The following is a 22,755-nucleotide window of genomic DNA, read 5'->3' as shown; positions in this document are numbered from 1 at the left end:
GGTGTTCATCGTGGGCGGGGTGATTCCGCGCTTTGCTGAGTTGTTCCTGCGCAGCGGCTTTGCCGCGAGTTTTGCCGACAAGGGCTGCATGAGCGCCTACCTTGAAGGGGTGCCGGTGTGGCTGGTGACGGCGGAGTATTCCGGGTTGGAAGGGGCGGGAGTGGCGTTGCAGCAGGCACTGGCCCAGCACGCCTGAGTTGGAGTGACTGGCCGGGCCCTGTCGCGGGTCAAGCCCGCTCCCACCAGGTTCGATGCCGTACCTGTGGGAGCGGGCTTGACCCGCGATGGGGCCGCCAAGGAATGCACTGACAAGGACAACAACCGTGACCAAGTCGATTCTGCTGGTCGATGACGACCAGGACATCCGTGAACTGCTGCAGGCCTACCTGAGCAAATGCGGCTTCCAGGTGCAGGCCCAGGCCGATGGCCAGGGTTTTCGCCAGGCCCTGGACACACACGGCGCCGACCTGGTGATCCTCGATGTGATGCTGCCCGACGAAGACGGTTTCAGCCTGTGCCGCTGGGTGCGACAGCATCCGCGTCAGGCGCGGGTGCCGATCATCATGCTCACCGCCAGTTCCGACGAAACCGATCGCGTCATCGGCCTGGAACTGGGCGCCGACGATTACCTGGGCAAACCCTTCAGCCCCCGCGAGCTGCAAGCCCGCATCAAGGCCCTGCTGCGCCGCGCCGGCTTCATGCATGAACGCCCCGGCGGTGACGTGCTGACCTTCGACGAGTGGCGCCTGGATACGGTCAGCCACCGCCTGTTCCACCGCGACGGCGAAGAGGTGATCCTGTCTGGCGCCGATTTCGCCCTGCTCAAGCTGTTCCTCGACCACCCGCAACAGATCCTCGACCGCGACACCATCGGCAATGCCACCCGTGGTCGCGAGCCGATGCCGCTGGACCGTATCGTCGACATGGCGGTCAGCCGCCTGCGCCAGCGTCTGCGCGATACCGAAAAACCTCCGCGACTGATCCGCACCGTACGCGGCAGCGGCTACCTGCTGGCGGCCAGTGTTGCGCCCGCGCACTGAGCGGCGCTGGCGCCTGCCGCTGCCACGCTCGCTGCTGGGGCGCATGCTGCTGCTGACCCTGCTGGTGGTGACGGCGGCCCAGGGGTTGTCCAGCGTGATCTGGGTGTCGCAGTTGCGTGCCAGCCAGCTCGAAGGGCTGCTGGCCAGCGCGCGCAGCCTGGCGCATTCGATGACCGCCAGTGTCAGTTACTTCCGTTCGCTGCCGCTGGCCTACCGGCCGCTGGTGCTGGACCAGCTGCGCAGCATGGGGGGCACGCGCTTCGTGGTGTCGCTCAATGACCGGCCGCTGGACATGCAGGTGCTGCCGGTGACCCCGCGCAAGCAGGCGGTGATCGAAGCGTTCGAGCAGGTACTGCACGAGCGCCTGGGCGAGCAGATGGAAATCTCGGTGGAGTTCGTCGGCCCCGAGCAACTGCGTCTGTTCAACAGCGGGCTCAAGCTCGATGAACTGCCGCGCTCCTGGGCGCACTACTCGCTGACCCTGGAGCCGGTCAACCCGCCGGTGCTGGTGACCCAGATCCGCCTGGGCGAGGGCGAATGGCTGTACATCGCCTCGCTGCTGCCCGAGCCCTACACCAGCCTCGAGGCCGAGGGCCTGCCGCGCCAGCAGGTGGGGTTCATCGCACTGACCAGTTTCTTTCTGCTGCTGTTCATCGGCCTGCTGGTGCATTGGCAGACCCGTCCGCTCAAGCGCCTGGCACGCGCGGCGCGGGAGCTGTCGCTGGGCGCCGACGCGCCGCCGGAGGTAGAGGGCGGCGGCAGCGAAGTGGTGGAGGTGGGGCGCGCCTTCAATGCCATGCGCGAACGCATCAGCCGCTACCTGACCGAGCGCAGCCAACTGTTCAGCGCGATCTCCCACGACCTGCGCACGCCGATCACGCGCCTGCGCCTGCGCGTCGAGCTGCTGGAGGATGAACAGCTGCAACACAAGTTCGGCCGTGACCTGGACGAGCTGGAGCTGCTGGTCAAGGGCGCGCTGCAGTGCGTGAAGGACACCGACATCCACGAGAACATCGAACCCATCGACCTCAACCAGGTGCTCGACTGCCTGGTGGAACCCTACCTGGCCAGTGCGCGCGTCACCGTGCAGGGCAGGGCGCTGGCGGCGTATCCGGGCAAGCCGCTGGCGCTCAAGCGCTGCATCGGCAACCTGATCGACAACGCGCTCAAGTACGGCGAGCGTGCGCACCTGCGCATCATCGACAGTGCCACCGGCTTCGTGCTGCAGGTGGACGACGAGGGCCCCGGCGTGCCGGAGCAGCGCCAGGAAGAGGTGTTCGAGCCACATGTGCGCCTGGCCGGCCAGCAGCAGGGCTACGGGCTGGGGCTGGGCATCGCGCGCAACATCGCCCACAGCCACGGCGGCGAGGTGAGCCTGCGCAACCTGCGCGAAGGCGGCCTGCGGGTCACCCTGAGCCTGCCGCGCAGTGCGGGCCAGCGGGTGAATGCCACAGGTCGGTGACATTCGCGCATCCCTTCGTTACTTCTGCCGCCCCAGGGGGTGGCTAGACTTCGATTCACGCGCAAGCAGCATGACTTGCACCGGCATAACAACAAGAAAGGTTTCCCTTGATGAATGCGATCAATCGCCTCGCCGCCGTTGTTTCCCTTGCTTCCCTGTTGCCATTGAGCGCCCTGGCTGCCGAACCCGGCACGGTCGAGGTGACCCACTGGTGGACGTCCGGTGGCGAGAAGGCGGCCGTGGACACGCTGCGCAAGCAGATCGAACAGGACGGCTTTGTGTGGAAGGACAACGCCGTGGCCGGGGGCGGCGGCGCGGCCGCCATGACCGTGCTCAAGAGCCGCGCGGTGGCCGGCAACCCGCCAGCCGCTGCCCAGGTCAAGGGCCCGGACATCCAGGACTGGGGCGCGCTGGGCCTGCTGACCAACCTGGACGATGTGGCCAAGGCCAACGACTGGGACGCGCTGCTGCCCACAAAGGTTGCCGACATCATGAAGTACGACGGTCATTACGTGGCCGTGCCGGTGAACATCCACCGGGTCAACTGGCTGTGGATCAACCCGCAGGTGTTCGCCAAGGCCGGGGCCAAGGTGCCCACCACCCTGGACGAACTGTTCGCCGCCGCCGACAAGCTCAAGGCTGCCGGCTTCGTGCCCCTGGCCCACGGCGGCCAGCCGTGGCAGGACAGCACCGTGTTCGAGGACGTGGTGCTGAGCATTCTCGGGCCCAAGGGCTACCACGCAGCCTTTGTCGAGCTGGATGAAAAGACCCTGACCGGTGCGCAGATGATCGAGGCGTTCAGCACCTTGCAGCGCCTGGGCACCTACATGGACCCCAACCGTGCCGGGCGTGACTGGAACGTTGCGGCCGCCGAGGTCATCAACGGCAAGGCCGGCATGCAGATCATGGGCGACTGGGCCAAGAGCGAATGGACCGCTGCGGGCAAGATCGCCGGCAAGGACTACGAGTGCGTAGCGTTCCCCGGTACCCAGGGCAGCTTTGCCTACAACATCGACTCGCTGGTGATGTTCAGGCTCAAGGACGAGAACGACATCAAGGCCCAGAACGACCTGGCCAAGGTGGCGCTGGAGCCGGCGTTCCAGACCGTGTTCAACCAGAACAAGGGGTCGCTGCCGGTACGCCAGGACATGGACATGGGCCCGTTCGATGCCTGCACGCAAAAGTCCGCCGCGGACTTCAAGGCGGCCGAGCAGGGCGATGGCCTGCAACCGAGCATGGCGCACAACATGGCCACCAGCCTGGCGGTGCAGGGCGCCATCTTCGATGTGGTGACCAACTTCCTCAATGACCCGAAGGCCGACCCGGCCAAGGCGGTCAAGCAGCTGGATTCGGCGATCAAGTCGGCTAAATGATCCGCTGAATCTTTCGGGCCTCATCGCGGGTCAAGCCCGCTCCCACAGGTACTGCGATGACTTTGTGGGAGCGGGCTTGACCCGCGATGCGGCGCAACGCGCCGCCTTTCCAACCGAGAACCTTCCGATGAGCACTATCGCCGTCCTCAACAAGGCCTCACCCCTCGATGCATTGCAACGCTGGCTGCCCCGACTGGTACTGGCGCCGAGCATGCTGATCGTGCTGGTGGGCTTCTACGGCTACATCCTGTGGACCTTCGTCCTGTCGTTCACCAATTCGAGCTTCATGCCCAGCTACAAGTGGGTGGGCCTGGCCCAGTACGCCCGCCTGATGGACAACGACCGCTGGTGGGTCGCCAGCAAGAACCTGCTGTTGTTCGGCGGCATGTTCATCGGCATCAGCCTGGTGGTCGGCGTGCTGCTGGCGGTGCTGCTTGACCAGCGTATCCGCCGCGAAGGCTTTATCCGCACCGTCTACCTGTACCCCATGGCGCTGTCGATGATCGTCACCGGCACCGCCTGGAAATGGCTGCTCAACCCCGGCCTTGGCCTGGACAAGATGCTGCGCGACTGGGGCTGGGAAGGCTTTCGCCTGGACTGGCTGGTCGACCCCGACCGCGTGGTGTACTGCCTGGTGATTGCTGCCGTGTGGCAGGCCTCGGGGTTCGTCATGGCGCTGTTTCTGGCCGGGCTGCGCGGGGTCGACCCGTCGATCATCCGCGCCGCCCAGGTCGATGGCGCGAGCCTGCCGACCATCTACCTGCGCATCGTGCTGCCCAGCCTGCGCCCGGTGTTCTTCAGTGCATTGATGATCCTGGCGCACATCGCGATCAAGAGCTTCGACCTGGTGGCGGCAATGACCGCCGGTGGCCCGGGCTACGCTTCGGACCTGCCGGCGATGTTCATGTATTCGTTCACCTTCAGCCGCGGCCAGATGGGCATGGGCTCGGCCAGCGCGATCCTGATGCTGGGTGCGATCCTGGCGATCCTGGTGCCGTACCTGTATTCGGAACTCAGGAGCAAGCGCCATGAGTAGTTCACTTGCTGCTCGTCGACCGAGCCTGAGCCGCCTGGCGGTCTACGCCACCCTGATCGCGGCCTGCCTGGTGTACCTGGTGCCGCTGATCGTGATGCTGCTGACCAGCTTCAAGAGCCCCGACGACATCCGCACCGGCAACCTGCTGAGCTGGCCCGAGGTGATCACCGGCATCGGCTGGGTCAAGGCCTGGGACGCGGTGGGCGGGTATTTCTGGAACTCGGTGAAGATCACCGTGCCGGCGGTGCTGATCTCCACCCTGGTGGGGGCGCTCAACGGCTACGTGCTGTCGATGTGGCGCTTTCGCGGCTCGCAGCTGTTCTTCGGGTTGCTGTTGTTCGGCTGCTTCCTGCCGTTCCAGACGGTGCTGCTGCCGGCCTCGTTCACCCTCGGCAAGCTGGGCCTGGCCAGTACCACCACCGGCCTGGTGCTGGTGCACATCGTGTACGGCCTGGCCTTCACCACGCTGTTTTTCCGCAACTACTACACCAGCGTGCCCCAGGCCCTGGTGCAGGCGGCGCGGCTGGATGGCGCGGGGTTCTTCACCATCTTCGGGCGCATCCTGCTGCCCATGTCGATCCCGATCATCATGGTGTGCCTGATCTGGCAGTTCACCCAGATCTGGAACGACTTTCTGTTCGGCGTGGTGTTCGCCAGTGGCGACGCGCAACCGATCACCGTGGCCCTCAACAACCTGGTCAACACCAGCACCGGGGCCAAGGAATACAACGTCGACATGGCGGCGGCGATGATCGCCGGGTTACCGACCCTGTTGGTCTATGTGCTGGCTGGCAAGTATTTCCTGCGTGGGCTCACCGCCGGCGCGGTCAAGGGGTAGAACATGGCAACGCTTGAATTGCGCAACGTCAACAAGACCTACGGCAGCGGCCTGCCGGACACGCTGAAGAACATCGAGCTGAAGATCGGCTCGGGCGAGTTCCTGATCCTGGTGGGCCCTTCGGGCTGCGGCAAATCCACCCTCATGAACTGCATCGCGGGGCTGGAGCAGATCAGCGGCGGGGCGATTCTGGTGGACGACGCCGACATCAGTGGCATGAGCCCCAAGGATCGCGACATCGCCATGGTGTTCCAGTCGTATGCGCTGTACCCGACCATGAACGTGCGCGACAACATCGCCTTCGGCCTGAAGATTCGCAAGATGACCCCGGCGGCCATCGACGAGGAGGTGGCGCGGGTGGCCAAGCTGCTGCAGATCGAGCACCTGCTGGGGCGCAAGCCCGGCCAGCTGTCCGGTGGGCAGCAGCAGCGCGTGGCCATGGGCCGGGCGCTGGCACGCCGGCCCAGGATCTACCTGTTCGACGAACCGCTGTCCAACCTCGACGCCAAGCTGCGGGTGGAGATGCGCACCGAGATCAAGCTGATGCACCAGCGCCTGAAGACCACCACGGTGTACGTGACCCACGACCAGATCGAGGCCATGACCCTGGGCGACAAGGTGGCGGTGATGAAGGATGGGCTGATCCAGCAGTTCGGCACCCCGCAGCAGATCTACAACGACCCGGCCAACCTGTTCGTGGCGAGTTTCATCGGCTCGCCGCCGATGAACTTCATACCCTTGCGCCTGCAACGCCAGGAGGGTCGCCTGCTGGCCCTGCTCGACAGCGGCCAGGGGCGCTGCGAGCTGCCGCTGGGCACCGGCGAGGCGGGGCTGGAGGCGCGCGAGGTGATCCTGGGCATTCGCCCGGAGCAGATCAGCCTGGCGGGGGTCGAAGGCAATGGCCTGCCGAGCATTCGCGCCCAGGTGCAGGTCACCGAGCCGACCGGGCCGGACACCCTGGTGTTCGTGACCCTCAACCAGACCAAGGTGTGCTGCCGACTGGCACCGGAGTTCGCGCCGCAGGTCGGCGAAAGCCTGAGCTTGCAGTTCGATCCTGCGCGGGTGCTGCTGTTCGATGCAGAAACGGGCGAACGGCTGGGGCGCGGGCGTGCACCGCTCGATACGGTCGGCACCGACAACATTGCCCAATTCAGGGGCCGCTGAATTCGTTGTAAAGCATGGACACCATCGAAAACAATAAGACGAGGACACAGGGGATGGATCATTTCAAACGTGTTTTGCCGCGGGGCTGCATGACCCTGCTGGCGGCCTTCGGGGTCAGTTGCGGGGCGCACGCTGCCGGCGCCTTCGACCCGGAGTCGAAGTGGATGAGTGGCGACTGGGGCGGCACACGCACCGAGTTGCTGGACAAGGGCTACGATTTTTCGCTGGATTACGTGGGCGAGGTTGCCGGCAACCTGAAGGGTGGCTACAACAACGACAAGACGGCGCGCTACAGCGACCAGTTCGCCCTGGGCGTGAAGATGGACCTGGAGAAGATCCTGGGTTGGCACGACGCCGAGTTCAAGCTGGCGATCACCGAGCGCAGCGGGCGCAACCTGTCCAACGACCGCATCAGCGACCCTCGGGCCGGGCAGTTCAGCTCGGTGCAGGAGGTGTGGGGCCGCGGGCAGACCTGGCGCCTGACCCAGATGTGGGTCAAGCAGACCTACTTCGACGGCAAGCTCGACCTCAAGGCGGGGCGCTTCGGCCCGGGCGAGGAGTTCAACAGCTTCCCCTGCGATTTCCAGAATCTGGCTTTCTGCGGCTCGCAGGTGGGCAACTGGGTGGGCAGCATCTGGTACAACTGGCCGGTCAGCCAGTGGGCGTTGCGCGCCAAATACAACCTCACGCCGGAGTTCTTCGCCCAGGTCGGGGTGTTCGAGCAGAACCCTTCGAACCTTGAGACGGGCAATGGCTTCAAGCTCAGCGGCAGCGGCACCAAGGGCATGATCCTGCCGGTGGAGCTGGTGTGGGCCCCCAGGGTCAACGGCCTGCCCGGCGAGTACCGCCTGGGTTACTACTACAGCACTGCCAAGGCCGATGACATCTACGAGGATGTCAATGGTCAACCCCAGGGCCTGACTGGCGCAGACCCCAAGTCGCATTCGAGCAAGCATGGCTGGTGGGTGGTGGCGCAGCAGCAGGTTACTGCTCACAACGGCGATGCCAATCGCGGCCTGAGCCTGTTCGCCAACTTTACCGTGCACGACAAGGCCACCAACGTGGTCGACAACTACCAGCAGGTGGGCATGGTGTACAAGGGCGCCTTCGATTCGCGGCCCAAGGACGACATCGGCTTCGGCGTGGCGCGCATTCATGTCAACGATGACGTGAAGAAGCGTGCGCAGCAGCTCAATGGGGTCAGCGGTATCGATGACTACAACGACATGGGCTTCGTGCCGATCCAGCGTACCGAGTACAACGCCGAGCTGTACTACGGCGTGCACGTGACCAACTGGCTGACCGTGCGCCCCAACCTTCAGTACATCCGTCATCCGGGCGGGGTGAGCGAGGTGGACAACGCGGTCGTCGCCGGGCTGAAGATTCAGTCGTCGTTCTGAGGGGATATGTTGTAAATTTACGCCAATTCGGCGTTTTGCCGGCAAGGTCGACTTCTGTAGGAGCCGGCGTTGCCGGCGAACAGGCCCCCCTAACAACAAGAGTCCCGAAACATGTCCGAGCACCCGCTTCAACGCTTCTTCACCTCGCAGCGGCCGCGACCGACCTTCGAGTGGGAGCGTTACCAGCAGCGCGACGTGCTGATCATCGATCACCCCCAGTGCCAGGCGGTGTTCAGTCGCCAGGGCGCGCAACTGCTGCACTTCCAGCCCCGTGGCGAACGCCCGTGGCTGTGGTGCGCGGCGCAGTGGCCGCAGGTCGGCGCCATTCGTGGCGGTGTGCCGGTGTGCTGGCCCTGGTACGGCCGTCACCCCAGTGAAGACATGTGGCCGGCCCACGGCTGGGCGCGCCTGCTCGACTGGAAACTGATCGACAGCAGCGAAAGCGACGAGGGTGTGACCCTCACGTGGCGCCTGCAACTGTGCGACTGGCAGGTCGACCTGGTGGCCAACCTGGGCCAGCGCATGCAGTTGCAACTGAGCACCGAGCACCAGGACAGCCTGCCGTGCCAGTTGAGTCATGCTCTGCTGGCCTATTGGCGTATTAGTGACGTTTCCGAGATAGCGCTATCTGGGCTCGAGAATGCGAGGGGGTACGATCATCTGAGGCGTCAGGCATGCCAGCAGAAGGGCGCCTTGAAAGTGCAGGGCGGCTGTCAGCGGGTGTTCCAGAATGCTGCGACCCTGCAGGTCAACGACCCGGCCTGGCAGCGTCGGCTGTGCATCGATACCGGCGACAGCGACGACACAGTGGTGTGGCATCCGGGCAGCCGGCCGCTGATGGGCGTGAGCGGCAGCGAGACCCAGGGCTTCATCTGCGTCGAGGCCGCCAGTGGCAGCAGCGACAGCCTCAGCCTGGCGCCGGGGGAGCGGGCGCACCTGCAGTTGCAGGCGCATTCGCTCAATTGAGTTCGTCGTCGATCGGGTAGCGGCTGGCGTTGAGGCTTTCCTTGATCTTGCGCAGGTGCGGCTGGAAGTCCACGCCACGGCGCAGGGTCATGCCGGTGGCCAGCACGTCGAGCACGGTCAGCTGGATGATGCGCGAGGTCATCGGCATGTAGATGTCGGTGTCTTCGGGCAGCGGGATGTTCAGGCTCAGGCTGCTGGCCTTGGCCAGTGGCGAGTCGGCAGCGGTGAGGCCGAGCACCGAGGCGCCGTTTTCCCGCGCCAGGCGCGCCACTTCGACCAGTTCGCGGGTGCGCCCGGTGTAGGAGATGATCACGAACAGCTCGCCGGTATGGGCCACCGAGGCCAGCATGCGCTGCATCAGCACGTCGGCATGCGCCGACACGGCGAGGTTGAAGCGGAAGAACTTGTGCTGTGCGTCCAGTGCCACCGGGGCCGAGGCGCCCAGGCCGAAGAAGTGGATCTGGCGCGCCTGGATCAGCATGTCGACGGCGCGGCTGACCAGTTGCGGGTCGAGCTGCTGGCAGGCACTGTCGAGCGAGGCGATGGCGCTGCCGAAGATCTTCTGGGTATAGGATGCAGGGTCGTCGTCGGCTTCTACCGCACGGCTGACATAGGCGGCGCCGCTGGCCAGGCTCTGCGCCAGTTGCAGCTTGAGCTCGGGGTAGCCGCTGACGCCGAACGAACGGCAGAAGCGGTTGACGGTGGGTTCGCTGACCTTGGCTGCCTGGGCCAGCGCCGCGATGCTGAAGCGGGTGGCTTGCTGCGGGTTGGCCAGGATGACTTCGGCGACTTTGCGCTCAGCCTTGTTCAGCTCGTCGAGGCGGCCCTGGATCTGCTCCAGGAGGTTTCGCACGCGGTCCATGGGGGTATGTCCTTGGGTCGGGGAGGCCGCCGGCTGCCACGGGCAGACGGCTTTTTACGCGGTGGCCTATCGTACTGATGGCACGGTTGGCGCACCACTTGATTCTGTATACACGGCAATATGTTGTTAGTTTTACTACATTAGTCCTTGAAAACTGCGATTGAAACCGGTATTTCTACGTCAACTTGATAAAAGAACCAACATCATGGCTTCGATCACCGTTGAACCCTGCACCTTTGCCCTGTTCGGCGCCCTGGGCGACCTGGCGTTGCGCAAGCTGTTCCCGGCGCTGTACCAGCTCGATCGCGCGGGCCTGCTGAATGAGCAGACCCGCGTGCTGGCACTGGCCCGCGAAGCCGGCAGCCCGCAGGAGCACCTGGCGACGATCGAGGCGCACCTGCACAAGCACGTGGGCAGCGATATCGAGGCCCTGGCCCTGCAGCGCTTCATGGCGCGCCTGAGCTACCTGCATGTGGACTTTCTTCAGGCTCAGGACTACCCGGCGCTGCTCGAACAGGTACAACCCGACGCGCCACTGATCGCCTATTTCGCCACCGCCGCGGCGGTGTACGGCGGCATCTGCGAGAACCTCGACAAGGTCGGCTTGAGCGAGCGCACCCGCGTGGTGCTGGAGAAGCCCATCGGCCATGACCTGGAGTCGTCGCGCAGGGTCAATGACGCGGTGGCGCAGTACTTCCCCGAAAACCGCGTGTATCGCATCGACCATTACCTGGGCAAGGAGACGGTGCAGAACCTCATTGCCCTGCGCTTTGCCAACAGCCTGTTCGAAACCCAGTGGAACCAGAACTCCATCTCCCACGTGGAAATCACCGTGGCCGAGAAGGTCGGCATCGAGGGCCGCTGGGGCTACTTCGACAAGGCCGGGCAACTGCGCGACATGATCCAGAACCACCTGCTGCAGTTGCTGTGCCTGATCGCCATGGACCCGCCCAGCGACCTCTCGGCCGACAGCATTCGCGACGAGAAGGTCAAGGTGCTCAAGGCACTGGCACCGATCAGCGGCGAGGGCCTGAGCACCCAGGTGGTGCGTGGCCAGTACATAGCGGGCTACAGCGAGGGGCGGGCCGTGCCCGGCTACCTCGAGGAAGACAACTCCAATACCCAGAGCGACACCGAAACCTTCGTCGCGCTGCGGGCCGATATCCGCAACTGGCGCTGGGCCGGGGTGCCGTTCTACCTGCGCACCGGCAAGCGCATGCCGCAGAAACTGTCGCAGATCGTCATCCATTTCAAGGAGCCGCAGCACTACATCTTCGCGGCGGAACAACGTTTGCAGATCGGCAACAAGCTGATCATCCGCCTGCAGCCGGACGAAGGCATTTCGTTGCGGGTGATGAGCAAGGAGCAGGGCCTGGACAAGGGCATGCAACTGCGCAGCGGCCCGTTGCAGCTGAATTTTTCCGATACCTGGCACAGCGCACGCATTCCGGATGCCTACGAGCGCCTGCTGCTGGAAGTGATGCGCGGCAACCAGAACCTGTTTGTACGCAAGGATGAAATCGAATATGCGTGGAAATGGTGCGACCAGTTGATCGCCGGCTGGAAACACGCCGGTGATGCGCCCAAGCCGTATGCGGCGGGCACCTGGGGGCCGATGAGCTCGATAGCACTGATTACCCGCGATGGGAGGGCATGGTATGGCGATATCTGAACTGCAACTGCCGGCGAGCGTGACGGCACATGAGTTTGCCGATGCGGCGCGCCTGGCCGAGGGCCTGGCTGTGGATGTGGCGCAGCGGTTGCGCACGGCGATGGACGAAAACGGCCAGGCCACCCTGGTGGTGTCGGGCGGGCGCAGCCCGGTGGCGTTCTTCCAGCGTCTGGCCAGGCAGCCGCTGGACTGGTCCAGGGTGGTGGTCAGCCTGGCGGACGAGCGCTGGGTGCCGGTGGAACATGCCGACAGCAATGCCGGCCTGGTGGCGCAGCACCTGTTGCAGGGCGAGGCGGCCAAGGCGCAGTTCGTCGGCCTGTACCGTCCCGCCGCGAGCCTCGAAGCCGCTGCCGAGCAGGCGGACCAGGCGCTTGCCCAACTGCCGCCGATCGATGTGCTGGTGCTGGGCATGGGCGATGACGGTCACACCGCCTCGCTGTTTCCGGGCAGCCCCAACCTGGCCGAGGGCCTGCAGGCCCAGAGCCAGCGCCGGGTACTGCCGATGCTGGCGCCGAGCGTGCCGCATCAGCGCCTGACCCTGACCCGGCGTGTGCTGGCCGGTGCAGGTGCGACACTGTTGTCGGTGCAAGGGCCAGGCAAACTCGCTACCCTGCGCGCCGCGCTGGGCGGTGACGACCCGGCGCAGATGCCGATTCGCGCCTTTCTTCAAGACCCCCTGGAAATCTACTGGTGCCCATGAACCAAGGACACGCCGTTATGACAACCCTTGAACCTTCACAGCCGGGCATTTCCATGGCCGACAAGATTGCCCTGATCGACCGCATCTGCGGCCAGGCGCGCATTCTGCCGGTGATCACCATCGCCCGCGAGCAGGACATCCTGCCGCTGGCCGATGCGCTGGCGGCCGGGGGGCTGAAGACGCTCGAGGTGACGCTGCGTTCCGAACACGGCCTGACCGCCATCCGCCTGCTGCGCGAACAGCGCCCGGAGTTGTGCGTCGGTGCCGGTACGGTGCTCGACCGCAGCATGCTGGCGGCGGTGGAACAGGCCGGTGCGCAGTTCGTGGTCACGCCGGGGTGCACCCAGGACATCCTGGAGGCGGGGGTCGAGAGCCCGTTGCCACTGTTGCCGGGCATCAGCAGCGCCTCGGAGATCATGATGGGCTACGCGCTGGGCTATCGGCGCTTCAAGCTGTTCCCGGCCGAGATCAGCGGCGGGGCGGCGGCGATCAAGGCATTCGGCGGGCCGTTCGGCGAGGTGCGTTTCTGCCCCACCGGCGGGGTCAACCCGGGCAACGTCAAGCAGTACATGGCCCTGGCCAATGTGATGTGCGTGGGCGGAACCTGGATGCTCGACAGCAGCTGGATCAAGAACGGCGAGTGGGCACGCGTGCAGGCGTGCAGTGCCCAGGCGCTGGCGTTGCTGGACTAGAGAATTCGTTGTGTGCTGTACGGCTTTGAGGTGCGCTTGGTCGGCGCGCCTTTTTTTTTGCCGGCGCCATTGACCGGCAAGGCCGCTGCCCATCCAGGAAGCACGTCCCGCTGCCGAGCCTGTCGCGGCCTCCCTAGTATCGAAAACTCATGGGTTTTCTGCAGGGAGTGCATACCTTGGACGACGAAATCGAACACGCTACAAACCCGCGACTCAGCGGCTACGCGGTCAAGACCGGGTCCTATTCGCTCGAGCGCCACCTGATCGGCGGCAAGCGCCTGGCACCCGGCTGCTGGGTCAATGGCAAGACCGTCTACGGCGATATCCGCATTGGCTCCAGTGCCTGGGCCACCTACACCCGACCGGTGTTCGCCTACCTGTCAGCGGTGGATAACCTGCGGCTCAACGGCCTGAGCAACCAGCGCCATGCCATCACCTTTGCCCAGGGCCACAGCAAGCAGTTCATCCGTGAAGTGGACGCGCCCTATTCGGTGTCGTCGGCCATCGAGCGGGTCAATATCCTCTCCAGCCTGCACACCGGCTTTGTCGACGACATCGCCTGGGGGGCGCCGAACGACAACCGCCTGACGCTGCTGCTGCCCGGCAGCGGGGTGTTCGCCATCTACCAGATGAACCTGGTGTATGCCCATTGCGCGACCTCGGCCGGACAGCTGAGCAAGGCGTTTCGCACCAGCAAGACGCTGGCCACGCAGGGGCGTACCGACCTGTACTTCCTGTCGGCCATCAGCACGGCCGTGTATGTGGCGGTGGCCGATGCCGCGGCCACCCCTCCGATTGCCTGGGATGCCCTGCAGCGCAAGGTGCTGACCGAAGGTTACGAGGTTGAATGCAATGCCGGCGCCTGGTCGTTCGATTTTTCCGCAAGCCAGAAGATTCACTACAAGTACTGAGGGAACCGTCATGAGTGAAGACAACGTGTTTGGCGCCGACTCCCCCGCACAGCGCGGGAGCTACCACATCGACAAGTACCTCTTTGGCGGTGACAAGGTACGCCAGGCCTGCTGGATAAAGGATGCCACCGAGTTCGGCCAGATGTTCGACGGCAAGCGCTGGTGGGACATGTATTCGGTGCCGGTTGCCGCTTACGTGGAGCATGTCGGCACCGTCCAGGTGCCGAGCAACGGCGAGGATGAACGCACCTTCGAGGTCACCCATGGCTTTACCCGAAGCTTCAGCCGTACCACCGAAGTGTCTGGTGGCGTGCAGCTGGAATTCAAGGGCGTGGGGGTGAGTTCAGAGGTCCGGGTATCGTTCCAGGCTGCGCAAAGCTGGAACGACTCCACCACCCAGAAGCATACCCGCAAGCTGGTCGGCCCCGGGGTGTTCTATGCCTATCAGGTGCACATCCTGTACGCACACTGTGTGATGGGCGCGTCGGAGATCGATTACTACTTCGAGCACAACAAGGTGCTGCCGATTCTCGATGCCAACGCGCAGGTGATGCGCGAAGACCTGATCTACCTGTCGTCGGTTGCCACCGACACGCTGGTCACGGTGCTGGAGGAGGCCTCGGTGGACCCGCTCGGCTGGGACGAACTGCAGAAAAAGGTGTTGTTCGAGCACTACAGTTCCCGGAGGAACGCGGGCTGCTGGCGCTTCGATTTCAGCGTGAACGAGCGCTACCCGCGCGGGTGATGCGCCGCGCTGGCCTGCGTCGGCAGGCCAGCGGGCATGCCATCAGAAGCTGTCCGAGGTCCTGAAGCCGCCGCCCCCGCTGCTGTCGGAGCTGGAGAAGCCGCCACTGCTGCTGGAGCTGCTGCTCGAACTGCTGGAACTGGAGCTGCTCCAGCTCGACCCCGAGCTGCTACTGCTGTACGAGCTGCGCTCGACGGCGACGCGCGGCACCAGTTCGCGGTGTTCGCGGATGGTCCCGACCAGATAGCCCAGGGTGACATCGCGGGTCATGTAGTCCGACAGCAGACGTTCGATGCCCAGCGTTGCCTTGTACTGATAGCCGTCGTCACGGAAGAAGTCGGTGCGCAGCGCGCGCTCCAGCTCCTTGGCCCGGTCATAGGACTGCTGGGCCAGGCCATGGGTCTGGCGCGCCTCGGCCAGTGCCCGTTCCACGCCGTCGACCTGCGGGTACAGCCGCTGCAGCTGCAAGGCGATCTGGTCGTCTGCGGTATCGGGGGTCTTCTTCACCTGCTCGAGCAGTTGCTCGATGCTCTTGGCCTGCAACTGGTCGGTGAGCCACTGGCGGGCACGCAGGTAGTGCGGGTCCTGGTTGTGGGTGAATGCGGTCAGTTGCGCGTGAATGTCGTTGGCCTGCTGCTTGCTGGCCACGGTCTGCTTGTACAACGCCTTGTGCGCTTCGCGCAGCGGCTCCATGCCTGCCTGCTGCTGGGCGTCGGCCAGTTGCTGGCCGGTGCTTTGCTCCAGCGCGGCAATGTGCGCGTCGCGTTCGAGCTGCAGTGCCTCGTTGCGCTGCTGCATGTTGAGCAGGTTCAGCTCGTTGCTGCGGTTGCCGCTGTAGTCGACCTGCCTGGCCAGCCAACCATCGAGCCAGCGGCTGATGCGGCCCAACCGATACTGTTCGGTGCCGAAATCGCGATCACGCAGGAAGTGGTAGATCGGGTTGCGGCCGAACATCGGCAGCTTGTCGGCACACTCCTGGCGTATGTCGGCATACCCGGTGACGGTTTCGAGGTTGGCGGCGATGGCCTGTTCCAGCTGGTGCATCTGCGCCGTGTAGGTCGGGTCCTGGGCCAGTTGGTCGCGGGCCTGGCGGTCGAGGTCGTCGAGGCGCTCCTGTACCTGCGCGGTCTCCTCCAGCGACTGGGCGATCTGCTGCTCGACCTCCAGCAGTTGCTGGCGCAACTGCCCCTGGGCCAGCTGGCGTTCGTGCAGGGCCTGAACCACCTCGTCCTGCAGCGACGGGGCGTGCTCCAGCTGCAGGGTCGCGATGCTGCGCAGGCGGGTCAGGATGTCCTGTTCGAGCGCCATCTGGCGCTCGGTGGCACTGGCCAGTTGTTGTTCTGCGTCGCGCAGCACGTGCTCGAAACTGCGTGCATTGTCGGCGACGATACCGATGAGCTTGCTGGGTCTCATGTCATCACCAGTCCAGGATCATGTCGGGTTTGGCGACACGTTGGTTGAATTTCAGGCTCAGCATGTTGGCAGGCTTGCTGCCCATGGCGAGGTCGTCGATGTGGCCGTCGCTGAGTTTGTCTTCCTTGACCTTGAGGTACTCGGCCTGGCTGACCCGCACACCAAAGTAGGACGCCCAGCGCGATTCGCCGGTTTCCGAACTGGTGACCGGCACGCTGATCGGGTTGCCGGCGGCGTCCACGGCCTCGACCACCAGGTACCAGCTCTTGCCCTGCAGGGAGTCACCGCCCTGGTTGCACAGCGCCTGGTCATAGCAGCGCTCGACCCCCGACTTGACGCCGTAGCGGTCCACCACCCGCAGCTCCAGTGCCTGACGGGCGAACACCAGCAGGCTGTCAAGCGTCGACAGGTGGCCGCTGGCCTGGCGTGCCTGCAGGGCGTCGATGGCCTTGTCGACCTGGGCGGCCTGGGCACGCACCACCCGCAGGTCGTTCGGCGGCAGGCGCAGGGCGGGCAACTGCTGCTCGATTTCGTCCAGGCGTCGGATCAGCGGCTGGACTTGCTGAATGCGATCGAGCTGGCTTTCGAGCTCACCGACTTCACGGTCGACCACCTCGATGCCCTGGGTGTCGGCGTTGCCGATGGCCTGGTCGGCCACCCGGGCCTGCTGCGCCATCACCCCGAAACGCTTGGCGCCTGCGGTGAACGCCGGGTTGTGCAGTACGGCCTGCAGGCGGCTGCGGGCATCGATAATGGCCTGGACGTCGTTCAGGCCCTTGTCGGCCTGCCTCAGTTGCGCGCGCGCCGACTGGGTGTTGCGTTCGTAGGTATCGAGGTCCTGCTGCACGCTGTCGCGGTTGTCGCTGTCGATCAGTTGCGGCCACGGTCGGTGCGTCAGCAGTGTCTGAACCTGCGTCAGCCGCTCGGCAAGCGGCCCCAGCATGCGCGTGGCCGCGGGCTCGGGCTGTTGCGCGACGGCTTGCTGCAGCGCATCGAGGCGCGACTGGTGCTGCGCAAGGTCGGCGCTCAGATCGCTGCTGCGATACTCGGCCGTACGGACGTTGTCCTGCACCTTGGAGGTCTTGGCGGTGTCGTTCACCACCCGGGTGCACTGTACGGCCAGCAGCGCGACGACGATCAGTTGCAGGATGCGCATGAGCTTCCTGCGGTTGAGCAGCAGGCGCGTGGTCAGGCGCTGCAGTGCGGTCTGTTCGGGCGCCTCGAAGGCCAGGCGCCGGGCGAAGAACGCCCGCACACCCTGTTCGATCAGTGCATCGTCATAGGCGATGCCCTGGGCCTGGTAGTAGGTGCGGATACGCTCGGCGACTTCAGCGCGGCGCTGCGGCAGGTTCAGGTGCTCCTGCACCTGCATCTGCTGATGGCGCAGTTGGTCGACCACCGCCATCGCGCCCAGCTGTTCGGACAGAGGAACACTGCTCATCAGGCGGCCTTGGTCAGCAGGGCGGCGAACTTGCGCTTGGCCTCTTCGACAGCTTCGGCGATATCCCGGGCGGCGTTGCTCGACTCTGCGCGGTAGGTGTCGGCCATCTGCTTCATGTCGGTCTGGAACGACAGCGTGGCGTCAGCCAGGGCGCGCACCGAGTCGACCTTGATGGTCGAGCCGTAGCTGGCCTTGACCGCGGCTTCGAGCTGCTGGTTGCCGGTGCTGCCCAGCGACTCCAGGCCCTGGCTGATGCCGTCGGTGGTGGCATTGAGGGTGTGGGTGGCTTCGGCCAGGCCGCTGTTGGCGGTGAACGACACGGCAAGCCCGGTGAGTACCACTTCGTTGGTGGAAAAGAACGACACCATGCGCTGGTATTGACGCTCCTTGATCACGTGCACCTGATTGATGCGTGCAAAGACCATTTCGGCGGTGTTGTAGCCGACCTTCAGGTCATCGGCGATGTCCTTGATGATCTGGTAGCGCTTGTCTTCGTCCTGCAGGGCGCGCACGGCTTCATCGCGGCCCAGTTCCAGCGCGGCGCGTGCGGCGGGCTCGGCGCTTTCGGCGTCGGCGACCCGGGCGTTGGCCTCGTTCAGGGCCAGGGTGCGCTGCTGCAGGGCCTCGCCAGCGATGGCCAGCACCTGCTGGGCTTCCACCTCGGCGGCTTTCATGGCCATGCGAAAGTCCATGTACGACTCCAGGATCACGCTCTCGCGGGCGATCTGGTCGTTGGCCGACTTGCACACCTTCAGGTAATTTTCGCGGATATCGGCAAAGCGGCTGGGGATGGAGCCGCGACGCACGTTCATCCAGGTCAGCTTGATCTTTTCCATCGCGTCCAGGCGCCCGTCATCCATCCAGCCGGCCATGGCGGCGGCGTCCTCGCGGATGGAGGTGAAGCTCTGCGTGATGTCCATGAAGCGCGTGGAGATGTCCATGCCTTCGATCTGCTCGCGCACCATGCTGTTGAAGCTGGTGGCCTGCTGCAGCACGGTGGCGATGGAGGTGACCTTGGTGGTGTCGTAGTGGGCCACGCGGTCCAGCAGTACCAGAACCGGGGCATCCTGAACGGGCTGGATGAAGTTGATGCCGATGGTGCGCAGGCTGGTGAGTGCCCGTTCCAGGTAGTGGCTCATTGAGTGTCCTTACAGGTGTGGCAAAAATAATGAGGCCGGCAGTATACCGAGCACGCCAGCGCCCCGCAGGCTTTCGCACAACCAAAAAAAATGCCCGCCTCCGTATCAGAGGCGGGCATTGCATGCAGCAGCGGGTCAGTTGGCGTTTACGCCGCCTTAGCAGCCTGCTGGCTCAGCGAGCGGTTCAGTGCGCTGAACAGCGCCTTGAAGCTGGCGGTGGTGATGTTTTCATCGATACCCACGCCGTGCACCGGACGACCACCAGCCACGCGCAGTTCGATGTAGGCCGCCGCCTTGGCGTGGGTACCGGCACCGATGGCGTGCTCGTTGTAGTCCATGATTTCCACGGCTACCGGCAGGCCGGCCACCAGGGCCTCGAGGGCGCCGTTGCCCTTGCCGCGCCAGTGCAGGGTGGTTTCGCCTTCACCGGCCACTTCCACTTCCACGGCGCTGTGGCCGTTCTCTTCCTGCAGGCGATGGCTGACCAGCGCATACGGGGCGTTGGCTTGCAGGTACTCGCTCTGCAACAGCTTGTAGATCTGCTGGGCGGTCATTTCCAGGCCCAGGCGGTCGGTCTCGCCCTGTACCACCTGGCTGAACTCGATCTGCATGCGGCGTGGCAGGCTGATGCCGTATTCCTGTTCGAGCAGGTAGGTGATGCCACCCTTGCCCGACTGGCTGTTGACGCGGATCACCGCCTCGTAGCTGCGGCCGATGTCGGCCGGGTCGATCGGCAGGTACGGTACTTCCCACAGGGTGTCTTCTTTCTGCTGGGTGAAGCCTTTGCGGATCGCATCCTGGTGCGAGCCGGAGAACGCGGTGTGCACCAGGTCGCCCACATACGGATGACGCGGGTGCACCGGGATCTGGTTGCACTCTTCGACCACCTTGCGCACGCCGTCGATGTCGGAAAAGTCCAGCTCCGGGTCCACGCCCTGGGTGTAGAGGTTCAGCGCCAGAGTCACCAGGTCGACGTTGCCGGTACGCTCGCCGTTGCCGAACAGGCAGCCTTCGACACGGTCGGCGCCGGCCATCAGGCCCAGCTCGGTGGCAGCCACGCCGGTGCCACGGTCGTTGTGGGTGTGCAGGCTGATGATCACGCTGTCACGGCGCGACACGTTGCGCCCGAACCACTCGATCTGGTCGGCATAGATGTTCGGGGTGGAAACTTCCACGGTGGCTGGCAGGTTGAGGATCACCTTGTGTTCGGGGGTCGGGTTCCACACCTCGATCACCGCGTCGCAGACTTCCTTGGCGAACTCCAGTTCGGTAGCGCTGAAGGTCTCTGGCGAGTACTGGAACGTCCAGTGGGTTTCCGGCTGCTGGGCGGCGTACTTGACGAACAGCTTGGCCGCGTTCACCGCGATGTCCTTGACGCCCTGCTTGTCCTGGTTGAAGACAATGCGGCGGAATGCCGGGCAGGTGGCGTTGTACAGGTGCACGATGGCCTTCTTGGCCCCGCGCAGCGATTCGAAGGTACGTGCGATCAGGTCTTCACGGGCCTGGGTCAGCACCTGGATGGTGGTGTCGTCCGGGATGTGGCCGTCTTCGATCAGGGTGCGCACGAAGTCGAAGTCGGTTTGCGAGGCCGATGGGAAGGAGGCCTCGATTTCTTTCACGCCCACGCTGACCAGGGTCTTCCAGAAGCGCAGCTTCTTGACCGCATCCATCGGCTCGATCAGCGACTGGTTGCCGTCGCGAAGGTCCGAGCTGCACCAGATCGGCGCGGCTGTGATGGTCTTCGAGGGCCAGGTGCGGTCAGGCAGGTTTACCTGAGCGAAGGCACGGTATTTTTTCGAAGGGTCTTTGAGCATGGTCATGAAAGCAATCCTTATTGTGCGGCCTTGAAAGGGGCCCGCCGAACGTACAAGTGATGAATGGGCGAGGCGACGCGATTCAGCTTGGTAGTCGGGCACTGACCAGGCAAAGGCTGCGATGTTGGCGAAGCAGGATGAGGGTGTGCGTGGTTTTCATGGGTTCAACCCTAACCAGTGGGGTGAACGATGGCAAGCACTGCAAAAAAATTGAGAGGAATGCTTAAAAACTGAAGAATGTCGTGATTTTATAGCGCCGAACAATCAAAAAGACCGCGCCAGTTGCGCGGTCTTTTTGATTGGCGCAAGACGCTGATCAAGGCTGGAAGGCCCCGATGAAGATCGCCGGATCGACCCGTGCGTCGTTCAGGCTGACGTTCCAGTGCATGTGCGGCCCGGTGGCGCGGCCAGTGGAGCCCACCCGTCCGACGATGGCGCCACGGCTCAGTTGCTGGCCGGGTTTCACGTCGATCTTCGACATATGGCAGAACATGCTGATGAAGCCCTGGCCGTGGTCGACGAACACGGTGTTGCCGTTGAAGAAGTAGTTGCCGATCAGGATCACCTTGCCGTTGGCCGGGGTCTTGATCGGGGTACCGGCGGGCACGGCGAAGTCCAGGCCGGCATGCGGGTTGCGTTCCTCGCCGTTGAAGAAGCGACGCACGCCGAACTTGCTCGACAGCGGGCCGTTGACCGGCTTGTCGAGGAGCAGGTTGCTCGGCAGGTTGGGGCTGAAGCTGCGGTAGGCCTTGAGCTGCTCGGCCAGTTCGGCGTCGATGCGCTTGAGGTCGGCCGGGTTGGGGTTGACCTGGCGCTGGTTCTTCAGAGTGATGCGCTGCTCGGGGTACTTCTTGCTGGCGACCGTGAAGCTCAGGGTGCGCTCGCCCTGGGTCAGGCTGGCGGTGCCGGGCTTCTGGGTCAGCGGCAGGCCGACAATGGCCAGCCAGGTGTCCTGCTCGCGTACCACCAGCACCGGCTTGCCGTCGAAGCGTGCCTGAGGGGCCTGGGCGGCGGGGCCGAGGTCGACCACCGCGACGCCGCCGGGCACCGGCTTGTTCAACTGGCGGGTGATGTAGCTGGCCTGGGCGGTGCCGGCGAAGGCCAGGCAGAGGACGAGCAGCGGGGCAAACAGTCGGGGCATGAGTCAGTCCAGTAGAGAGAGCGTGACCGGGGTCAGGTGGTTGTCTTCGACCCGCACCTGCAGCTCGCCTTCGCCCAGGCGGGCGGTCAGGCGCTGGCCGTTGCGGGTCTGCGCGGCGCTGCGGATGGCCTGGCCGCGCTCGTCGAGCAGAATGCTGTAGCCACGGCTGAGGGTGGCCAGCGGGCTGACCACCTGCAGTGTCTGCACCTGCACCTGCAGGTGCTGGCGGCGGGTGGCGAGGGTCTGGCGCATGGCTCGCGGCAGGCGCTCGGCGAGGTTGTCCAGGCGTTGCTTGAGCAGCGCCAGGGCACGCCCGGGGTGCTGCGCGGCCAAGCGGGTATCCAGGCGTGCCAGGCGTTCGCGGCGCTGGTTCAGGCGCTGCTCGAAGGCGCGGCGCAGGCGCATGTCCAGGTCGTCGAGGCGCTGGGCCTGCTGGCGCAGGCGTTCGCCGGGGTGGCGCAGACGCCGCGCCAGGCTGTCCAGGCGCAGCCGGTCATGGGCCAGGCGGTTCTGGATGCGCAGCAGCAGGCGGCGTTGCAGGCTTTCCAGGCGTCGGCCCAGGTCGCTGCTGTCGGGGGCCAGCAGTTCGGCGGCGGCCGAAGGGGTGGGGGCGCGCACGTCGGCGACGAAGTCGCTGATCGACACGTCGGTTTCATGCCCCACGGCGCTGACGATGGGCGTGACGCAGGCAGCGATGGCACGGGCCACGGCTTCTTCGTTGAAGCACCAGAGGTCTTCCAGCGAGCCGCCGCCACGGGCCAGGATCAGCGCGTCGAAGCCTTGCGCATCGGCGCGTTGCAGGGCCCGCACGATCTGGTTGATGGCTTCGCGGCCCTGCACGGCGGTGGGTATCAGGGTCAGCTCCACCTGCGGGGCGCGGCGGCGGAACACGCTGATGATGTCGCGGATCACCGCGCCAGTGGGCGAGCTGACGATGCCGATACGC

21 protein-coding genes are annotated in these 22,755 nt (G+C 64.9%); 14 read left to right on the top strand and 7 right to left on the bottom strand.

Annotated features, from left to right (window positions below):
- The 9 genes from JZZ72_RS25425 to JZZ72_RS25385 form a co-directional block, all read left to right on the top strand.
- Positions 1-196, top strand: a 196-nt coding sequence (locus tag JZZ72_RS25425) for a glucokinase (RefSeq protein WP_210015352.1), incomplete at its 5' end; no start/stop codon positions are given.
- 88 nt (positions 197-284) lie between these two features.
- Entirely contained in the window at positions 285-1,040 is a 756-nt protein-coding gene (locus tag JZZ72_RS25420; RefSeq protein ID WP_054915080.1) for a response regulator, read from the top strand.
- 19 nt (positions 1,041-1,059) lie between these two features.
- Positions 1,060-2,502 carry an ATP-binding protein gene (locus JZZ72_RS25415; RefSeq protein ID WP_210015353.1) on the top strand — a complete coding sequence of 481 codons (1,443 nt, stop codon included), beginning with the start codon at positions 1,060-1,062 and terminating at the stop codon, positions 2,500-2,502.
- Positions 2,503-2,612: 110 nt separating this feature from the next.
- Positions 2,613-3,875, top strand: a complete 1,263-nt coding sequence (locus tag JZZ72_RS25410; protein ID WP_210015351.1) for an ABC transporter substrate-binding protein — start codon at positions 2,613-2,615, stop codon at positions 3,873-3,875.
- A 127-nt stretch (positions 3,876-4,002) separates the two neighbouring features.
- Positions 4,003-4,911 (top strand): carbohydrate ABC transporter permease, encoded by a 909-nt coding sequence (locus tag JZZ72_RS25405; protein WP_043860389.1) that lies wholly within the window; start codon positions 4,003-4,005, stop codon positions 4,909-4,911.
- Positions 4,904-5,749, top strand: coding sequence for a carbohydrate ABC transporter permease (locus JZZ72_RS25400; RefSeq protein WP_043860390.1), 846 nt, complete (start codon positions 4,904-4,906; stop codon positions 5,747-5,749). Before JZZ72_RS25405 ends, JZZ72_RS25400 begins: the two co-directional genes overlap by 8 nt.
- 3 nt (positions 5,750-5,752) lie before the next feature.
- A complete protein-coding gene (locus JZZ72_RS25395; protein WP_210015350.1) occupies positions 5,753-6,913 on the top strand; it encodes an ABC transporter ATP-binding protein in 1,161 nt (386 codons plus the stop codon).
- An 89-nt stretch (positions 6,914-7,002) separates the two neighbouring features.
- Positions 7,003-8,313, top strand: a complete 1,311-nt coding sequence (locus tag JZZ72_RS25390; protein WP_370409066.1) for a carbohydrate porin — start codon at positions 7,003-7,005, stop codon at positions 8,311-8,313.
- Positions 8,314-8,424: 111 nt separating this feature from the next.
- Positions 8,425-9,279: a D-hexose-6-phosphate mutarotase gene (locus JZZ72_RS25385; RefSeq protein WP_210015349.1), complete on the top strand. Its 855-nt coding sequence runs from the start codon at positions 8,425-8,427 to the stop codon at positions 9,277-9,279.
- Here JZZ72_RS25385 and hexR read toward each other — a convergent pair.
- Positions 9,272-10,132, bottom strand: coding sequence for a DNA-binding transcriptional regulator HexR (gene hexR / locus JZZ72_RS25380; RefSeq protein WP_173925072.1), 861 nt, complete (start codon positions 10,130-10,132; stop codon positions 9,272-9,274). The two genes, JZZ72_RS25385 and hexR, sit on opposite strands and share 8 nt — an antisense overlap.
- A 214-nt stretch (positions 10,133-10,346) precedes the next feature.
- On the opposite strand from hexR, the gene zwf reads away from it, so the two are divergent.
- The 5 genes from zwf to JZZ72_RS25355 all read left to right on the top strand — a co-directional run bounded on the left by zwf (position 10,347) and on the right by JZZ72_RS25355 (position 14,861).
- Entirely contained in the window at positions 10,347-11,813 is a 1,467-nt protein-coding gene (gene zwf / locus JZZ72_RS25375; RefSeq protein ID WP_210015348.1) for a glucose-6-phosphate dehydrogenase, read from the top strand.
- Entirely contained in the window at positions 11,800-12,513 is a 714-nt protein-coding gene (gene pgl / locus JZZ72_RS25370; RefSeq protein ID WP_210015347.1) for a 6-phosphogluconolactonase, read from the top strand. The genes zwf and pgl overlap by 14 nt, the downstream gene beginning before the upstream one ends.
- Positions 12,514-12,530: 17 nt before the next feature.
- The gene (locus JZZ72_RS25365; RefSeq protein WP_043860397.1) at positions 12,531-13,205 is read left to right on the top strand and encodes a bifunctional 4-hydroxy-2-oxoglutarate aldolase/2-dehydro-3-deoxy-phosphogluconate aldolase; all 675 of its coding nucleotides are present in this window, start codon (positions 12,531-12,533) and stop codon (positions 13,203-13,205) included.
- 176 nt (positions 13,206-13,381) lie between these two features.
- Positions 13,382-14,116 (top strand): monalysin family beta-barrel pore-forming toxin, encoded by a 735-nt coding sequence (locus tag JZZ72_RS25360; RefSeq protein ID WP_210015346.1) that lies wholly within the window; start codon positions 13,382-13,384, stop codon positions 14,114-14,116.
- Positions 14,117-14,126: 10 nt separating this feature from the next.
- The gene (locus JZZ72_RS25355) at positions 14,127-14,861 is read left to right on the top strand and encodes a monalysin family beta-barrel pore-forming toxin (protein WP_210015345.1); all 735 of its coding nucleotides are present in this window, start codon (positions 14,127-14,129) and stop codon (positions 14,859-14,861) included.
- Positions 14,862-14,903: 42 nt separating this feature from the next.
- Here JZZ72_RS25355 and JZZ72_RS25350 read toward each other — a convergent pair whose 3' ends face one another.
- The 6 genes from JZZ72_RS25350 to xseA all read right to left on the bottom strand — a co-directional run.
- Positions 14,904-16,274, bottom strand: a complete 1,371-nt coding sequence (locus JZZ72_RS25350) for a coiled-coil domain-containing protein (RefSeq protein ID WP_088514577.1) — start codon at positions 16,272-16,274, stop codon at positions 14,904-14,906.
- A gap of 4 nt (positions 16,275-16,278) precedes the next feature.
- Positions 16,279-17,715, bottom strand: a complete 1,437-nt coding sequence (locus JZZ72_RS25345; protein ID WP_210015344.1) for a DUF6384 family protein — start codon at positions 17,713-17,715, stop codon at positions 16,279-16,281.
- Entirely contained in the window at positions 17,715-18,854 is a 1,140-nt protein-coding gene (locus JZZ72_RS25340) for a hypothetical protein (protein WP_043860401.1), read from the bottom strand. Before JZZ72_RS25340 ends, JZZ72_RS25345 begins: the two co-directional genes overlap by 1 nt.
- A gap of 146 nt (positions 18,855-19,000) precedes the next feature.
- Positions 19,001-20,674 (bottom strand): 2-isopropylmalate synthase, encoded by a 1,674-nt coding sequence (gene leuA / locus JZZ72_RS25335; RefSeq protein WP_043860402.1) that lies wholly within the window; start codon positions 20,672-20,674, stop codon positions 19,001-19,003.
- A 310-nt stretch (positions 20,675-20,984) separates the two neighbouring features.
- Positions 20,985-21,809, bottom strand: a complete 825-nt coding sequence (locus JZZ72_RS25330; protein WP_116052986.1) for a M23 family metallopeptidase — start codon at positions 21,807-21,809, stop codon at positions 20,985-20,987.
- Between the two features lie 3 nt (positions 21,810-21,812).
- On the bottom strand, positions 21,813-22,755 hold a 943-nt coding region (gene xseA / locus JZZ72_RS25325), incomplete at its 5' end, for an exodeoxyribonuclease VII large subunit (protein WP_210015343.1).

It is taken from the genome of Pseudomonas palmensis, assembly GCF_017848315.1.
GTDB classification, from domain to species: domain Bacteria; phylum Pseudomonadota; class Gammaproteobacteria; order Pseudomonadales; family Pseudomonadaceae; genus Aquipseudomonas; species Aquipseudomonas palmensis.
This window is presented reverse-complemented; position numbering and strand designations above follow the sequence as displayed.

Excerpts from the sequence above, each read along its gene's own strand:
- JZZ72_RS25355 (WP_210015345.1), top strand. The coding sequence starts at position 14,127 with ATGAGTGAAGACAACGTGTTTGGCGCCGACTCCCCCGCACAGCGCGGG.
- leuA (WP_043860402.1), bottom strand. The coding sequence starts at position 20,674 with ATGACCATGCTCAAAGACCCTTCGAAAAAATACCGTGCCTTCGCTCAG.
- pgl (WP_210015347.1), top strand. The coding sequence starts at position 11,800 with ATGGCGATATCTGAACTGCAACTGCCGGCGAGCGTGACGGCACATGAG.
- JZZ72_RS25330 (WP_116052986.1), bottom strand. The coding sequence starts at position 21,809 with ATGCCCCGACTGTTTGCCCCGCTGCTCGTCCTCTGCCTGGCCTTCGCC.
- zwf (WP_210015348.1), top strand. The coding sequence starts at position 10,347 with ATGGCTTCGATCACCGTTGAACCCTGCACCTTTGCCCTGTTCGGCGCC.
- JZZ72_RS25420 (WP_054915080.1), top strand. The coding sequence starts at position 285 with ATGGGGCCGCCAAGGAATGCACTGACAAGGACAACAACCGTGACCAAG.
- JZZ72_RS25365 (WP_043860397.1), top strand. The coding sequence starts at position 12,531 with ATGACAACCCTTGAACCTTCACAGCCGGGCATTTCCATGGCCGACAAG.
- JZZ72_RS25350 (WP_088514577.1), bottom strand. The coding sequence starts at position 16,274 with ATGAGACCCAGCAAGCTCATCGGTATCGTCGCCGACAATGCACGCAGT.
- JZZ72_RS25395 (WP_210015350.1), top strand. The coding sequence starts at position 5,753 with ATGGCAACGCTTGAATTGCGCAACGTCAACAAGACCTACGGCAGCGGC.
- JZZ72_RS25340 (WP_043860401.1), bottom strand. The coding sequence starts at position 18,854 with ATGAGCCACTACCTGGAACGGGCACTCACCAGCCTGCGCACCATCGGC.
- JZZ72_RS25410 (WP_210015351.1), top strand. The coding sequence starts at position 2,613 with ATGAATGCGATCAATCGCCTCGCCGCCGTTGTTTCCCTTGCTTCCCTG.
- JZZ72_RS25345 (WP_210015344.1), bottom strand. The coding sequence starts at position 17,715 with ATGAGCAGTGTTCCTCTGTCCGAACAGCTGGGCGCGATGGCGGTGGTC.
- JZZ72_RS25385 (WP_210015349.1), top strand. The coding sequence starts at position 8,425 with ATGTCCGAGCACCCGCTTCAACGCTTCTTCACCTCGCAGCGGCCGCGA.
- JZZ72_RS25390 (WP_370409066.1), top strand. The coding sequence starts at position 7,003 with ATGACCCTGCTGGCGGCCTTCGGGGTCAGTTGCGGGGCGCACGCTGCC.
- JZZ72_RS25400 (WP_043860390.1), top strand. The coding sequence starts at position 4,904 with ATGAGTAGTTCACTTGCTGCTCGTCGACCGAGCCTGAGCCGCCTGGCG.
- JZZ72_RS25405 (WP_043860389.1), top strand. The coding sequence starts at position 4,003 with ATGAGCACTATCGCCGTCCTCAACAAGGCCTCACCCCTCGATGCATTG.